14 protein-coding genes are annotated in these 15,535 nt (G+C 72.2%); 2 read left to right on the top strand and 12 right to left on the bottom strand.

All coding sequences use genetic code 11. The features are described from left to right. Positions 1-10 precede the first annotated feature (10 nt). The 11 genes from J5O08_RS00115 to J5O08_RS00065 form a co-directional block, all read right to left on the bottom strand. Positions 11-778, bottom strand: coding sequence for a hypothetical protein (locus J5O08_RS00115; RefSeq protein ID WP_218704828.1), 768 nt, complete (start codon positions 776-778; stop codon positions 11-13). Further along, positions 775-1,584, bottom strand: coding sequence for a hypothetical protein (locus J5O08_RS00110; RefSeq protein WP_218704827.1), 810 nt, complete (start codon positions 1,582-1,584; stop codon positions 775-777). Before J5O08_RS00110 ends, J5O08_RS00115 begins: the two co-directional genes overlap by 4 nt. A gap of 41 nt (positions 1,585-1,625) precedes the next feature. Beyond that, positions 1,626-3,866 carry a hypothetical protein gene (locus J5O08_RS00105; RefSeq protein ID WP_218704826.1) on the bottom strand — a complete coding sequence of 747 codons (2,241 nt, stop codon included), beginning with the start codon at positions 3,864-3,866 and terminating at the stop codon, positions 1,626-1,628. Continuing rightward, positions 3,863-4,129: a hypothetical protein gene (locus J5O08_RS00100; RefSeq protein WP_218704825.1), complete on the bottom strand. Its 267-nt coding sequence runs from the start codon at positions 4,127-4,129 to the stop codon at positions 3,863-3,865. The genes J5O08_RS00105 and J5O08_RS00100 overlap by 4 nt, the downstream gene beginning before the upstream one ends. Before the next feature lie 247 nt (positions 4,130-4,376). After that, a complete protein-coding gene (locus J5O08_RS00095) occupies positions 4,377-5,660 on the bottom strand; it encodes a low temperature requirement protein A (protein WP_308281199.1) in 1,284 nt (427 codons plus the stop codon). 69 nt (positions 5,661-5,729) lie between these two features. After that, complete coding sequence (locus J5O08_RS00090; RefSeq protein WP_218704824.1) at positions 5,730-7,667, bottom strand: FtsX-like permease family protein; 1,938 nt, start codon at positions 7,665-7,667, stop codon at positions 5,730-5,732. Further along, complete coding sequence (locus J5O08_RS00085) at positions 7,664-8,464, bottom strand: ABC transporter ATP-binding protein (protein ID WP_218704823.1); 801 nt, start codon at positions 8,462-8,464, stop codon at positions 7,664-7,666. The genes J5O08_RS00090 and J5O08_RS00085 overlap by 4 nt, the downstream gene beginning before the upstream one ends. A gap of 143 nt (positions 8,465-8,607) precedes the next feature. Then, complete coding sequence (gene uxuA, locus J5O08_RS00080; RefSeq protein WP_218704822.1) at positions 8,608-9,777, bottom strand: mannonate dehydratase; 1,170 nt, start codon at positions 9,775-9,777, stop codon at positions 8,608-8,610. 95 nt (positions 9,778-9,872) lie between these two features. After that, positions 9,873-11,177 carry an ABC transporter substrate-binding protein gene (locus tag J5O08_RS00075; protein WP_217614672.1) on the bottom strand — a complete coding sequence of 435 codons (1,305 nt, stop codon included), beginning with the start codon at positions 11,175-11,177 and terminating at the stop codon, positions 9,873-9,875. A 76-nt stretch (positions 11,178-11,253) separates the two neighbouring features. Next, positions 11,254-12,054, bottom strand: coding sequence for a carbohydrate ABC transporter permease (locus tag J5O08_RS00070; protein ID WP_217614671.1), 801 nt, complete (start codon positions 12,052-12,054; stop codon positions 11,254-11,256). A 2-nt stretch (positions 12,055-12,056) separates the two neighbouring features. Next, the gene (locus tag J5O08_RS00065; RefSeq protein WP_217614670.1) at positions 12,057-12,926 is read right to left on the bottom strand and encodes a carbohydrate ABC transporter permease; all 870 of its coding nucleotides are present in this window, start codon (positions 12,924-12,926) and stop codon (positions 12,057-12,059) included. Positions 12,927-13,122: 196 nt separating this feature from the next. Here J5O08_RS00065 and J5O08_RS00060 point away from each other — a divergent pair, with 196 nt between their 5' ends. Further along, positions 13,123-14,133, top strand: coding sequence for a LacI family DNA-binding transcriptional regulator (locus J5O08_RS00060; RefSeq protein ID WP_255589011.1), 1,011 nt, complete (start codon positions 13,123-13,125; stop codon positions 14,131-14,133). Positions 14,134-14,199: 66 nt separating this feature from the next. Further along, complete coding sequence (locus tag J5O08_RS00055) at positions 14,200-14,514, top strand: hypothetical protein (protein ID WP_218704821.1); 315 nt, start codon at positions 14,200-14,202, stop codon at positions 14,512-14,514. A gap of 324 nt (positions 14,515-14,838) precedes the next feature. Here the strand turns inward: J5O08_RS00055 and J5O08_RS00050 are convergent, their stop codons facing one another. Beyond that, positions 14,839-15,411 carry a hypothetical protein gene (locus J5O08_RS00050; RefSeq protein ID WP_218704820.1) on the bottom strand — a complete coding sequence of 191 codons (573 nt, stop codon included), beginning with the start codon at positions 15,409-15,411 and terminating at the stop codon, positions 14,839-14,841. Between the last annotated feature and the right edge of the window lie 124 nt (positions 15,412-15,535).

Raw genomic sequence — 15,535 nt, 5'->3', positions numbered from 1 at the left:
GCGTCGCGGTTCACGACTCCTCCTCCAACAGCCGGGCGAAGCCGTCGAGCAGACGCTCCTGCAGCGACCGTGGCTCGACCACCCGCCCGTCCGGACCGAGCACAGCGTCGAGCGGCTCGCCGTACGGCGGCGCAGGGTCGAAGTACCCCACCACGGCGCCGGCGATCGGGCAGCGGTCGTGGATGTCTCCCGTGAAGGTGACGTCGACGACGCGCCGGGTGCCGTCTGGCCGACGTTCGAGTTCCCAGGTCACGTCACTCCCGCTCCCGGACCGGAACTCGTCCAGCTGTGAGACGTACTCCTCCTCGGTGGTTGTCCACGACCAGGCACTGCAGACCCTGACATGCGCGGTGTCTGCGTCAGACCGGACCTCGAGCACGACGAAGGGCCTCGGTCCGGGCATGTAGTAGGCCGGGTCGGCGGACTCTGCGGTGTCTCGGGCGTCGCGCCTCAAGAACTCGACGGAGAACGCCTCGGCCAACAGCTCGCTGGAGTAGTCGCCCTGGTTGTTCGCGGCCGCACGCAGCACCTGAGCGTGGCGCAGCGCGATCACCCACGGGTCCCTGTCCCAACGACCGGTGCCCCGCCCTTCAGGCCAGTACACGGACGGCACGTGCAGCTCACCGGTGATCGGTGGATCGGAGACCGGTGCTCGGGCACGCTGGTGGCGCCACAGACCGGTACCAACCACCATGAGAACCACGACCAGCGCGGCGAGGAACCACCTTCCGCGCGAGTCGCGAGCATCGGTTCTTCTCTGGCGCTGGACGGACGTCATGAGGCCCTCGTCGCCGCGTTGCTCGACTTCGGGCGCTGGACCGCCCAGAGCGGGTGGGTACCGGGTCGGCCGAGGACACCGTCGTGGCGGACCAGGAGTGCGTCTGCACGCTCGAGTCCAGCGCTGGCGAGCGGAGAGACGTCGAGCAGGCGGGTGGGCGATCCGCTCGGTCGGCCATCGGGTCCGATGACGACGTCGCGGGACTCGCCGTAGGGCGGCGGGGGGTCGAAGTACCCGACGACGGTCCCGGCGTTAGGGCACAGATCGCCGGGCGGTCCGACGCGGGTCAGGCTGGTGACGTAGCGGGTGCCGTCCGCACGCAGGGCGAGCTCCCACACGTGCCGATAGCCGCGGCCGGTCATGAAGTTCTCGGGGGTCGGGACGTAGTCCGGGTCGGCGATCGACCAGCGACCGGCGTGACAGGCGCTCACGACGGCGGAAGCGGCGCTGGACTCGAGGTCGAGCACCACGAAGGGCTGCGGACCCGGGTGGTAGTCCGCGGGCGCCATCACCCTGGCACTCCAGACGTAAGACTCGAGCACCTCGTCCGACATGATGTCGCGCAGAGCAGGATCGGAGAAGTCTCGGGCGTTGACCGCGACGGCAGCGAGCGTCATCGCCTCACGCAGGGTTTGGATCCAAGCGTCGTCGTCCCATCGTCCGGTGCCGCGGCCGTTCGGCCAGTGCACTGCGGGCACTCCGGGGCGGGCCGGATCGGTCACCGGGGAGCGTGTCTGGTGCCGCTGCCACAGGCAGGTGGCGACCAGGAGGACGCCCACGACCAGGACGAGCGCGATGATGCCCATGCGGGTGTGTCTCGTCCCGGAGCGGAGCCGGCAAGCGGAGGTCACGCGACCTGGCTCGCAGCGTCCGCCGCCGCGCCGGACACCGCGTCGTAGGAGGCCACCAGCACCTGCACGTAGTGCTCGATGTTGCCCCCTCTCAGGGCGAGCTCCTCGGGATCGAGGGCGACGACCCAGGCCGCTAGAGCCGCCTTCAAGTCCTCCTTGGGTTGCCGTGCCTCCCCACTGACCTCGTTCAGGGTGCTCGCCCACGCATCGCTGGCTCCCGCCGCGAGCGCCGCCGTGAGACGGTCCTGCGCGAGGTCGACAAGCGCGTCGCCGGCCCAGGTGGCCACGCTGGTCCGCAGGAAGCTCGACGCAGCCCTTGCGAGCACCTCCGCCGCCTTGCCCGATCCCGGCAGTGGGACGATCCCCGCGGCTGTGACTGCTCCGTCGATCAGAGCTTGCACACGTGCGTCGTGCCGCACGGCGATGCCCTCGGCCGCGCCCTCCACCGCGCCATCGAGGATCGACTGCAGATCCGCGACCGCTCGGAGCGCCATGTCGGGGGTGTAGCTGCTGTCTGCTGCCGCTGCCGCGCCAAGCATGGCGCTCTGCAGCAGCGAGATCGATCGGCGTAGCGCCACCAAGCCTGCATTCGAGCTACCCGCGAGGCCAAAGAGTGCCGCGAGCTCGTCCCGGGTGGTGTTCATGAGCGTCATCTCTGCGTCGAACTCGGGCATGACGCCTGTCACCGTCAACGGCCCTCTGTCGTCTTCGTACCGCTGGAGCGGTACCTCCCGCAGTTGGGGCAGAAGTCGGGTGATCGCCACGACGAGGTTGATGCGCGCCTCGTCGCAGAGGTGCTCGGGCAGCACGTGCGGATTGCCGAGGAACGCGGCCGTGAACGCGGAGTTCGCCTCCGCCAGGGCCTTCCAGGCGTCGTCGGTCCAGCCTGCCGGGTCGTTCGGTCCGCCGGTCGCCAGCTGCATGCCGGCCCACAGCGCGGTGACCGCGGTGTACCCGTCCGCCTCGGGCCAGACGCGTTCGCCCACCCAGTAGGCGATCCGGGGGAAGGCGCCCGCACGGTCCGCGCCAGCGACCGGACCCCCGGCGGTGAGCCAGGACAGCGCGGCGTCGGGGTAGTTCCCCAGGGTCTGCAGGACGGCTCCGGCGGGGTCGGCTCCTCTCCCGGGCCGGTCGGGGAACTGCAGGTTACTGAGGGTGAGGGCGCCGGAGGCAAGCGTGGCACCCCACTGCCCCTCTCCGAGCCGTTCGCGCCGATCGAAGAGATCGGCCATCGCCACCGTGAAGTGCTCGCCCATGGGGGCGGTCCACGGGTTGCCGAACAAGAACCCGACCACCGCCGCGCCGTCGGAGGCACCGACGAGGTCGCGCGCGAAGACCCGCGCCCGCCCCGCGGTCCACAGCGACGAGGCGGCCGACAGCGCCGACTGCAGCGTGACGGCCAGTCGCAGTCCGTCCGCATCGTCGATCTTCTTCGTGACCACGGCGGTGCCGATCCGGGAGACCAGGTCGGCGGTGCCCCTGCCGCCCAGGCGCTGGAAGAACGCGCCGAGCAGTGCGGGTTCGTCGGCGCAGGCGTCCAGCAGGCTCTGCAGGGCAGCGAGCGTCGCGGCCGAGGAGTCGCCCTCGAGGATGTCACGGGCGAGGTCGAGCAAGGCGTCGCGCAGACCGGCCGCGCTCAGGTCGCTCGGTCGGTGCACGCCGGCCGCGGTGAGGCCCGCCCCGACGGCGGACCAGTCCGAGATCTCGGCGACCCCGTGCAGGTCGAACAGCAGGCGCGCGTCCGCACTCGCACGCTCGTCCGCCAGTGCCTGCAGCGTGTGCCCGGCGGCGGTCAGCCGCTCCTTCGCCGCGTCGCGCGCAGTCCACTGCGCGGCGATGCTGCGGTCCGACACCGTGCCGGTGGGCACGGAGGTGTACTGCGAGATCAGGCGCAGGGCCCGTGCGTGGTCGCTCGCGGCCTCGTCGCGCCGGGCACGGGCGAGGACGGCGTCCTCGGCGATGCGCTGCACGGCGCCCGCGTAGACGTACATCGCGCTGGCGCACGGCCCGACGGTGTCCACGAGTCGGGTGAGGTCCGCGAGGTGCCGCGCGCTGGTGCTGCGGAGCGCGTCGGCCGCGCTCCCCGTCCACACGTCGGGGCCGAGCGCCTCGCAGTGCCGGCGGAGGACGGAGCAGGCCTCGGCCAGCTGCCGCGTGAGGCTGTCCAACCGGGCACCCTGGACCCGCAGGCCGTCGGGGTCGCCGGCGCCCGGGTCGTCGACCGTCCACTGCGTCATCGCGTCGTCCCCAGCGCCCGGTCGGCGGCGGCGTACTCGGCGCTGGCGTCGACCACCCGCTGACCGACGCGGAACATCTCGGCGGCGGCACCCAGCACCTGCCGCGACACCAGCGCCGCGGCGCGCTCGATCGTCACGGCCACCTGGTGCGACCCCGGATCGGACGTCGCGACCCAGCCGGAGGCGGGCATCGACTGCGCGCACGTCTGGATGCCGCTGCCGGCGGTCCTGAGCGAGGCATGGTCCACCACGAGCTCGGCCACGAGCTGCCCTCCCCTGCGGATCACCGCGAGGCCAGGTCGACCTCGACTCCAGAGCCCGTCCCTCTGCGGACGGCGCCCGACCGACGCTAGGAGCCCGTTGCGTGGAGTCGGTGGTCCTGAGTGGGCGACCGTGCGTCACGGGGCGGGGAACTGAGTGGTCCCGGGCACGGAGGATGAGTGCCGCGCTGCGCGTCGGACGACGTCGGAGCTCGTCCTCAGCGACCATCCAGATCCGGGGTCGGCGCGATCAGCGGCCGCCCTCGTCAGTCTCGGTCACGGACGTCGCGCCCAGCACCTGGCTCTCGCGGCGGCCGGCCAGCCCGTGCCCGACCACGGTCACCCACGGCGTCGCCGCGAGCACGAGCAGGCACCACACCAGCGCCACCCCGGCGGCCGCCAGCGCCACGCTCGCCAGCACCACCACCGCCGACACCCCCACGAGCACCACGTGGAACCGGTCGTGCGCCCGGCTCAGCACGGCGAACAGCGCGTAGAACGTCCCCACGTACACCGCGACCGGCACCGCGACGGTGAGCGCCGTCCCGACGGCGGACAGCGAGCTCTCCCCCTGCAGGTAGAACGCCCCCGCGTGCAGCCCGCCGCCGATCGCGATGATCGCCCCGAACAGCACGATGTGCCCGTACCCCCAGGTGAACGACCGCCGGCTGCGCGCGGCCAGCAGCTCACCGCTCGGCATCACGTCGTACGCCCACCACAGCCCGAAAGTCAGCGCCACGCCCGCCAGCCCGAGCAGCGCCGTCTCGACGGTCCAGCCGGACTCCTCGATGAGCGCCGCCAGCGCGAACGTCGTGCCGGTCAGCCCCTCGCCCACGGCGATGATCACGACCAGTCCGTACCGCTCGGCGATGTGGTGCGGGTGCCACGGGGTGCCGCCGTGCACGCGCTCGGCGACGACCGGCCCGATCGCCTCCAGCATCATCAGCGGGGCCACGCAGGCGAGGGACACGACCGTCGGCAGGTCGAGCAGCGCGATCGTCACCCAGCCGGCCTGCGCGACCAGCAGGGTCGCGATGAACACGGCGACGCTCGGCCGGCGCTCCGGGTCGGCCAGGGCGGCGCGGCTCCACTGGAGCACCATCGGCACCCGCATCACCACGAACCCGAGGACCAGCACCTTGTTGTCCAGGTGCTCCCCCGCGGCGAGCGACTCGAACATCGGCGGGACGCCCAGCGCGAGGATCAGCACGCCGACCATCTGCACCATCGTGGTGAGCCGGAACAGCCAGTCGTCGGTGTCGTAGGCCGAGGCGAACCAGGTGAAGTTGATCCACGCCCAGGACACGGCGAACGTCGCGAAGGCGAACCCGATGATCGCCGGGCCGACGTGGCCGTCCGCGACCAGGACGGCGAGCTCCTCCGCGGTGCGGCCGAAGGCGATGACGAAGGTGAGGTCGAACAGCAGCTCAAGCGGGGTGGCGGCGCGGCGCTCCTCGCGGGGATCGCGGCCGGTCATCCGGATGCGCAGCGGGGCGACGCGGGACTGGGTGATCGGTGCGGAGGGCCTCGTCACCCGACGGATCGTGCCACGCGTCCGCGAGCGGCGCCGTCAGCCCTCCCGTTCGCGCCACATCGCTCGGGCTCACGCGCTCCGTGCGCTCGTCGCCGACCACGCACCCGCCGCCGCGCTCGCCACCGCGACGACCACCGCGGCCGCGAGGACGACCGCGAGCACCCCGACGGGTACCGAGGGCATCAGGTCGACCTCGTCGTGCCGCAGGTAGGACACCATCCGCGCGTACAGCGCCACGGCGGCGACCACGGCGAGCACCGCCGCCGTCGTGAGCACGACCACCACCTCCAGGACGGCGGTCCCGACGACCGACCGCCGGCCGGCACCGACCCGCTGCAGAAGTCGCAGCTCGCCGCGACGCTCGCGCATCGACGTCCCGACCGACTGCGCCACCGCGCACAGCGCGAGGATCCCGGCCCCGCCGATCAGGGCGGACAGTCCTTGCGTCTGCGCGACCCGGCCCGCCTGGATGCGCGCCCCGACCCACTCCGGCACGGTCACGACATCGGCGTCCGGCAGGGCCCGGCGCGCGTCCTCGACCACCGTCGCCGGATCCACCCCTGGGGGCCCGGTGATGAACCACCGCGAGTCGACCACGTCGCCCGGCTCACGCAGCGCGCCGTCGGCCGCCAGCACGTCGTCCTGCACGAACGCCGTCGACATGACCACCGCCGCGACGGTCAGCTCTCGCAGCGACCCGTCCGGCGCCACGATCTCGAGGGCGTCTCCGACCTGCGCTGACCGATCGATGGTCGCGACCGCGTCGCCGTCCACGTCGGACATCCGACCAGCGACGACCGCGGCGTCCACGACCGAGGCCAGCGCCTCCGGATCCGTCCAGGCGACCGTCGGCAACCCGGGTCTTCCCTCGGGCCAGGCCCACCGGTGGCTGGTCTCGTACCGGACCGCCGAGGCCTCGAGACCGAGATCCGGGCGTTCCGCTTCGGCGGTGCCGAGTCCTCCTGACCCCTCCCCTGCGCCGACGGTCCGCTCGCTCGATGCCATGACGTCGGCGCGGATCTGGTCCCGCCACTCGAGCAGCCCGATCGCCTGACCTGTCTGCGCCACCATGAACAGCGCGGTCGCCAGGGCGACGAGCAGCAGGACCGGGTTGCCCAGAGCCGCCGTCCGCCGCACGTCCCACGCCGCGTGCTCCCGCGCGACGAGCCCCGCTCCGGGCGCCACGCGCACGGCGACCGCACCCACGAACCGCGCGACGGCGGGGATCACGACGGGGGCGAACGCCGACAGCGCGACCACGCTCGCCCCCGCGAGGAGGAGCGTGACCGCCTGCACCTCCCCGACCGACGGCGGCAGGACGAGCAGCGCAAGAACCGTCAGAGCGCCGAGCACACCCCGCACGAGTCGGCCTCGCCCGAGCCGCGTGCGCACCGCGTCGGCCTGCGCGAGGGCCTCGATCGGCCGGACCCGACCCACACGTCGAGCGGGTACGAGCGCACCGACGACCGCGACGACCGCGACTCCACCGGCGCACACCACCGCGAGCACCGGCCGCACGGACGGCTCGAACCCGGGAGGAGCCAGGTCGAGCCGCACGAGCAGCGAGGCGTACGGCGCGAGCAGGACCATCCCGACCACCGCCGCGCCGCTGGCGGCGACCACGCCCACGACCGCCGCCTCGCCGAGCACGAGGCGTGTCACCCGCCCCGGGCTCGCACCGGCCAGCCGGAGCATCGCCAGCTCACGCCGACGCCCTTCCACGGCGAACCCGGTGGCAGACCCGACGAGGAACACGGCGAAGAACAGGCACACGCCCGCGATCAGCCCGGTCACGTACTGCACCGACTCCAGCGCGACCCGCGCCTCCGCCGCGGCGCGCGGCGTCTCGCTCGCGAACGTCAGCCCGTCCCCGTCGCCCGCAGCGGCCAGCAGCCCGATCGACGCGGTCGACAGCGCCGACGCGGCCCCGACGACCACGACGAGCCCGGCGTAGGCCCAGCGGTGCTCACGCAGGAACGCAGGCGTCAGCGGCGTCCGAGCGATCATGCGCGGGTGTCCAGGCCCGCGAGCGTCCGGGCGATCGTGGCGGGCGAGCCGCCGGCGACCTCCTCCACCAGCCGCCCGTCGATCAGGAACAGCGTGCGGTCGGCGTGCGCCGCGACCACCGGGTCGTGCGTCACCATCACCACCGCCGAGCCCTCGTCGGTGAGCGTCGTGAGCTCGCGGAGCACCACCTCCCCCGACCGAGAGTCGAGCGCCCCGGTCGGCTCGTCGGCGATGACGACCGCCGGCCTGGTGAGCAGTGCCCGCGCGATCGCGACGCGCTGCCGCTGGCCGCCCGAGAGCGCGTCGGGGCGCGACTGCAGCTTGTCGCCGAGGCCGACACGCTCGAGCGAGGCGCGCACGGCGTCGTCCGCGGCGGGGTGACCGTCGAAGCGGGCGGGCAGGCCGACGTTCTGCTCCGCCGTCAGCGCGGGGATGAGGTTGAAGTCCTGGAAGACGAACCCGAGCTGCCGACGGCGGAGCTCCGTGAGCCGACGCTCCGACGCGGTGCGGACGTCGACGCCACCGAGCAGGATCCGGCCGGCGGTCGCGCGGATCAGGCCGGCGGCGCAGTACAGCAGCGTCGACTTGCCGGAGCCGGACGGGCCCATGATCGCGGTCCAGGTGCCGCGGCGGAACTCGGCGGTGACGTCGTCGACGGCACGGACCGGCGCGGCCTTGGTCTCGAAGACGTGCGTGACGCCGTCGAGGGCGAGGACGACGTCCTCGGTGGCCGACGCGCTTGCCGCGGGGTTTCGCGCCCGGTCGTCCGTCCGCGTGCGGTGTTGCGCCTCGGCCATGAGCCACGACCCTCCATCGGGAGCAGGGACACCCCCGACGACGGCACGGCGTCGGGAGCGGTTCGCGGCTGCACCCGACGGTAAGCAACGGCCCGGGGCCGCACAAGGCGCATCTCGCCGGGACCCGTCCGTCCCAGCCCTGGTCAGCGGCGCGCCCGCACCGCCCGCTCCACCCCCCGCAGCTCCGCCAGCCCACGCATCCGCCCGTACAGCGAGTACCCCGGGTTCGTCACCCGCGCCCCGTCGTCCAGCAGCACGTGCCCGTGGTCCGGCCGCATCGGGATCGCCGCCGCCCCCGGCCCCCGCCGCGCCTCCTCCTCCACCAAGGCCGTGATGACGGCGACCATGTCCGCGTCCCCGTCCAGGTGCGCCGCCTCCGTGAACGACGCCCCGTCCGCATCCAGCGTCACCGACCGCAGGTGCGCGAAGTGGATCCGCGACGCGAACCGCCGCGTCATCTCTACGACGTCGTTGTCCGCCCGCGACCCGTACGACCCGACGCACATCGTCAGCCCGTTGAACTCCGACGGCGCCGCGTCCAGCACGCTCTGCGCGTCGGACGCCGTCGACACCACCCGCGGCAGCCCGAACATCGGCCGCGGCGGGTCGTCCGGGTGGATCGCCATCCGCACGCCGACCTCCTCGGCCACCGGGATGACCGCCGAGAGGAACGACCCCAGCCGCGTCCGCAGCACCGACGCCGGCACGTCGTCGTACGTCGCCAGCGCCTCCCGGAAGCGTCCGAGGTCGTAGTGCTCCTCGGCTCCCGGCAGGCCGGCGAGGATCGTCGACCGCAGCCGCGCCCGCGCCCCATCGTCGAGCCCGTCCCACAGTCGCGCAGCCCCCTCGGTCTGCGCCGCCGTCCAGTCCCCCGCAGCCCCCGGCCGCGCCAGGTCGAACAGGTCGAACGCCGCCAGCGCCACCGCGTCGAACCGCAGCGCCAGCGCCCCGTCCGGCATCTCGTACGACAGGTCGGTCCGCGTCCAGTCCAGGACGGGCATGAAGTTGTAGCAGACGACGTCGAGTCCGCAGGCGGCCAGGTTCCGCAGGGTCTCCTGGTACGCCGACACGGCGGCGTCGGCCAGCGGCCCGCCCGTCTTGATGTCCTCGTGCACCGGCACGCTCTCGACCACGTCCCACGACAGCCCAGCCGCCTCGATCTCGGCCTGCCGCGCGCGGATCGCGTCGACGGGCCACACGGAACCGTTCGGGATGTGGTGCAGCGCGGTCACGATCCCGGTCGCGCCGGTCTGCCGGACCTCGGCCAGGGTGATCGGGTCGGCGGGGCCGAACCATCGCCAGGTGTGCTTCATCGCGGTTCCCTCCACTGGTTCACAGGACAGACAACACGACAGCCCGGGGCCCCAGCACGCAGGGACCCCGGGCCGTCGTCACGCACGAAGCGCGCTCACATGTTCAGCGTCGCCAGCTCCGTGGCCGGGTCCGCGCCGTTCGCGATGTTCTGCAGCACGACCCCGAGGTCGTTCTCCAGGCCGTCGTTCTCCGAGGTGAGCTTCCGCGGGAACTCGGCGTCGGCGAGCGCGTCGGTGACGATCTGCACCGACTCCAGGGCGACCGGGTTCTCGTCGGCCGACAGCTCGGCGGACACGCCCTCGGCGGCCGGGAAGCCCTGCATCGTGTTGACCCAGATCTGCTGGCCCTCGCCGACGGCCAGGAACTCGGCGAACTTCTTGGCGGCCTCGAGCTTCGGTCCCTCGAGCTCGGCGCTCAGCGCGATGGAGTAGTCGACGCCGGAGACGGCCTTGGCCTCGTTGTCGCCGAGGGTCGGCATCGGCGCCATGCCGAGCACGTCGTTCTCGACGGCCGAACCCGGGGTCTCGGCGTTGCCGGACAGGGTGGCGGACACGTGCCATGAGCCGGTTGGCATGGCGAGCGCCTTGCGGGCGAGCAGGTAGTCGTCGCGGGCCGACGGGTAGATGGTCGTCGACGTCGCGCCCTCCTGGAAGACGCCGTTGTTGAACAGCTCGGCCCAGCGCTCGGCCGCGGCGACCAGCGGCTCCGCGTCCCACGAGCCTTCGCCCGACGCGGCCTCGTAGATCGCCTCGCCGTCGCCGAACTGCGTGCTCAGCCAGACGAAGAAGTCGTCCGCGTGCCACGCGTCGGCGGCGCCCATCGCGAACGGCGTGTAGCCGGCGGCGCGGGCGGCCTCGGACACGGCCAGCAGCGACTCGTAGTCGGTCGGCAGCTCGAGGCCGAGCTCGTCGAACAGCGTCTGGTTGTAGAGGTAGAACTCGGAGCCGGCGGTGAGGATCGGCACCGCGGCGACGACGCCGTCGGAGGTGGTGACCGAGTCGAGCAGCTCGGGCTTGATGCCGTCGATCCAGTCGCTCGCGTACTCCTCGGTGTCGAGGGCGTAGTCGGCATAGTCGTCGAACGCCGAGCCGACCTGGATGCCGTAGATGTCCGGCACCTCGCCGGCCAGGATCAGGTTGTCGAGCTCGCCCAGGTAGTCGCCGGCGCCCTCGGCACCCTCGTACTGGATGGTGATGTCGGGGTTCTCGGCCTCGAAGGCCTCGATGATGTCGGCGGCCTGGTCGACCGTCGGGATCCACGACCGGTAGACGAGGGTGACGGAGCCGTCGTCGGCCACGCCGTCGTCGCCGCCCGAGCCGCAGCCGGCGAGGAGCAGGGCCGCGGAGGCGGTGGCCGCCCCGGCGAGGAGGAAACGCCGGGAGGTGCGGGTGGTGCGCATCGGTTCTCCTGAGGGGTTCGACGTTGAACTGCAGGTCAGCGCGCCGCGCGGGTGCGGCGCTGGGGAAAGGAAGGGGTCAGCTCTTCACCGCGCCGGCCGTGAGGCCCGACTGCAGGTAGCGCTGGCTGAACAGGTAGACGATCACGGACGGGATCGTCATGAGGATGAGGCCGGCGTACAGCTGGCCGATCTGCTCCTGGGACATCCGCTCGTACTGCAGGAGCGCGACGGCCGCGGTCACCGGGAACTTCGACTCCGAGGACAGCAGCAGGTTCGGGAGCAGGTACTCGTTCCAGCAGTACACGAACGACAGCACGGAGACGTTCGCGAGCACCGGCCCGGACAGCGGCAGGAAGATCTTCGTAAACACCCCGAACGGCCGGGCGCCGTCGATCGTGGCGGCCTCGACGAGCTCGGCCGGGATGCCGTCGAAGTGGTTCTTCATCAGCAGCAGCATCACGAGGACGTTGAACGCGACCAGCGGGATGATCACGCCCACGTAGGAGTCGCGCAGGCCGAGGTCGTTCATCGTCGCGAACAGCGGGGTCACCACGGACGCGACGGGGATGGCCATGCAGGCGAGCAGCGCGCGGTACAGGAACGTCCGCCCGCGGAACCGCATCCGCGCGAACGCGAACCCGGCGAGCGAGGAGATGATCACGATGATCACCGTCGAGCCGCCGGCCAGCAGGAAGCTATTCCCGATCGCCGACCAGTAGTCGAACCGCGGGTGGTTCAGCACGGCCTCGTAGTTGCCGGCGCCGCCGACCTTGAACGACTCCACGAACGCGATGACGATCGGGTAGATCCACATCGCGGCGAGGACGCACAGGACGGCGTACATCACCGTCCACATGAGGGTCTTCTGGTTGCGCACGACTACTTCTCCCTGCTGCTCAGGCGGGTCTGGACCAGGGACAGGACGAACGCGGCGACGAGGATGAAGATCCCGATGGCCGACGAGTAGCCCGCGTCCCGGTTGAGCCGCTCCTGGTAGAGGAACGTGCTGAGGAAGTGCGTGGAGACGCCGGGCCCGCCCTGGGTGGTGAGCCAGACCGTGTCGAAGGTCTTCAGCGAGCCGACGATGCCGAGCAGGATCAGCACGCCGGTCGTGCCCTTGAGCGACGGGACCGTGATCGAGAACAGCCGCCGCCACCAGCCGGCGCCGTCGAGGGACGAGGCCTCGTAGAGCTCGTCGGGGATCGACATCAGGCCGCTGAAGTAGACCATCATCGAGAAGCCCATCCAGGCGAACACGTTGATGACGACGATCGACCAGACGCCGAGGTCGGCGCCGAGCCACAGGATCGAGTCGTTCTCGCCCAGCAGGCCCAGCGCCCGCAGCGTCTCGTTCAGCGAGCCGTAGTTCGCCTCGAACATGTACTTGAAGACCGTCGCGATGATCGCGGGGGCCATGGCGATCGGCAGGAAGAAGATCGCCTTGAAGAAGTTGGCCCCGGGCATCCGCTCCTTGGCGATGACCGCGATCAGCAGGCCGAGGACGGTCTGCAGGAAGACGGTCGCCACCATGAACACGAGCGTGTTCCGCAGGGCGATGTAGAACGTGCGGTCCTGGAACAGCCGCTCGTAGTTCTCGAGCCCGATGAAGTCCATCCGGGTCAGGCCGTTCCAGTCGGTCAGGCTGGCCCAGACGGCGAAGCCGACCGTGTAGTACAGGAGCGCGCCGGCCAGCACGACGATCGGGGCCACGTACAGGTAGGGGGCCCATCGGCCGCCGAACTGCCGCATCGCGGTTCTCCTAGGTCATCGTTGAACTAAGGCCTCCCGGCTGAAGCGCGGGAGGGTGGGTGGTTCAACGTCGTAGTTCGACGTTGAACGCTGGGACCGTAGCACAGGTACGATCAGCCCGACGAGCCCGCCGCCGGGTGGTTCCACTGGTCGAGCAGACCGGGACGAACCGGCACCGATCGGGCGCAGGGGCACGATGACGAGGGGATTCTCGATGGCGCGAGTGCGGCTCGCCGACGTCGCCGAGCGGGTGGGCGTCAGCACCAAGACGGTGTCGAACGTGGTGAACGGCACCGGCTGGGTGAGCGCGCCCGTGCGCGAGCGGATCCTCGCCACGATCGCCGAGCTCGGGTACCGGCCGAACCTCGCCGCCCGGCAGCTGCGCAGCGGGCACAGCGGGCTGATCGGCCTGTGCGTGCCGAGCCTGCGCGAGCCGTACTTCTCGGAGTTCGCGTCGGAGTTCGTGTCCGCCGCGGAGGCGCGCGGGTCGACGGTCCTCGTCACGCAGTCGAAGGGCAACCGGCAGGTCGAGCTCGCGATGCTCGAGAACGAGGACCTGCCGGCCATCGACGGCCTGGTGTTCAGCCCGCTGACGCTGACCCGCGAGGACACCGAGGCGCGCCGGTCGACGATCCCCCTGGTGCTGATCGGCGAGCACGGCGAGGCGCTCGCGTCCGACGCCATCGCGCACGTCGGGCCGGACAACGCCGCGGCGGCCGAGGTCGCGACCCGGCACCTGATCGACCAGGGCCGCACGCGGATCGCCGCGGTCGGCCTGCAGCAGGGCGACGAGGACACCACCGGCCACGTGCGGTTCCAGGGGTACCGGCGCGCGCTCGCCGCCGCGGGGATCCCGCTCGACCCGGCCCTCTTAGTCGAGGTCAAGGACTACCACCGGTCCGAGGGCTCCGCCGCGATCGAGCAGCTGCTGGCCGACGGCGTCGACTTCGACGGGGTGTTCTGCTTCAACGACTCGCTGGCGTTCGGGGCGCTCTACACGCTGGGCGTGCACCGGGTCGCGGTCCCGGACAAGGTCGCGGTCGTCGGGTACGACAACATCGAGGAGGGCGGGTTCCTGGTCCCGCCGCTGACGACGATCGACCCGGGCCTGGCGACGTCGACCGGGCTGATCCTGGACCTGCTGATCGGCGCCCGGAAGGGCGAGGGCGGGCACATCGGGACGCCGTTCAGCCTCGTGCAGCGCTGACGCCGCCCGCGGACCGCTCGACCGCCGACCGCCGCACCACCGCAGACCCGTGTGTAGCGTTGCAGGATGACGACGCCGGCGCTGCGCATGCCGATCTCGACGGCCGCCCGCAAGGGCGTCGCCACGGTCGTGGCCACCGCGGCGGAGCAGCGCGTCGTGCTCACCAGCCTCGGTCGTCCCGTGGCCGTGGTGGACTCCGCCGAGCGCCTCGACGAGGACCAGCGCCGGCTCCGCCACGGCGCGCGGGCCGTGGTCGACGCGTACGCGTCCGCAGCCGCCGACCGCGAGCCGCGCCGGACGCTGGTGGAGGTGTGCGACCGGCTCGGCCTGGACGAGGCGACGGTCCGCGAGCGAGCGGCGACGCTCCGCGACGGCGGGTGAGAGCTGCGCTCCTCTCCCGCGACGAAGTCACCGCGGCGCTGGAGCAGGGGTGGGGCCCGGACGGATCCGACCCAGCCCGCGCGCCGGCGGCCGCGCGCCGGCGAGCGCGCGAGGGCGTCGCCTTCGACTCGGCGGCGCGGGTCGTGCACCGGCGGGCCGACCACCGGTGCGGCGAGCCGGTGCCCCGGGCCTGAGTGCGGTGCATCCGGCGCCACGGGCACCCGGGGCCGCATCGGGCGCGACCCTGATGGCGCGTCGAGGTTGCAGTTCTGGTGGGGTTCCGGCGTTCTGAACCCCGCCACGAGTGCACTCTCGACGACAGGGTCAGGTGACCTCCGTCTGGCGGACCTGCTCGGCCTTCGACGCGGACTGGTCCACCCGCGGCAGGCGGTCTGCATCGACCGCCCATGTCCCGTCCGGCTCCACCCGCCACGCGCCGAGGTCCAGGTACCGATGCCACTGCGCAACCCGCTCCGGCAGGCTCGAGTGCGCCACCCACGCCGTGCCCGACTGAGGGTCGAACCGGAACGTGTCGGTCGATCCGTCGGGCCGGGCCGCCAGCACCAGGGGCAGCAGCCACGCATCGACGATCACCCACTCCCGCCGCCAGAGGTGCCCCTTGTCCTCGTCGGGCACGGATGGATCGGCGAGCTCGTCGTCGTCACCGCAGATGTCGTACGTCCTGAGGCTGTAGCGCAGGGCCGAGTCGAGGTCGAGGAACGCGCCGCCGGGAATCAGCCCGGGATGCTCCTTGTCCGTGCCACGATCACCGAGCCGCCGATGGCCGTCGTGCCACGCCCAGACCGAGGCGATCTCGTCGGACAGCGTGAAGCCGTGCCTGGCGGCGATCTCGGCGATCCGGTCCGGCGACAGGCCGGGACGCAGCCGCGGCACCACGGCCGCACCCAGCCCGGCGATCCGGTCGACCCAACCTTGGAGCGCGTCGACGGCCTCCGCCGCACTCATCGCGTGGCCGCGAGGGAACGTCTCACGAGGTGCCCCCATCTCGTCCGACGGCCCG

This window comes from Cellulomonas sp. PS-H5 (assembly GCF_019265565.1).
Classification (GTDB): Bacteria; Actinomycetota; Actinomycetes; order Actinomycetales; family Cellulomonadaceae; genus Cellulomonas.
This window is presented reverse-complemented; position numbering and strand designations above follow the sequence as displayed.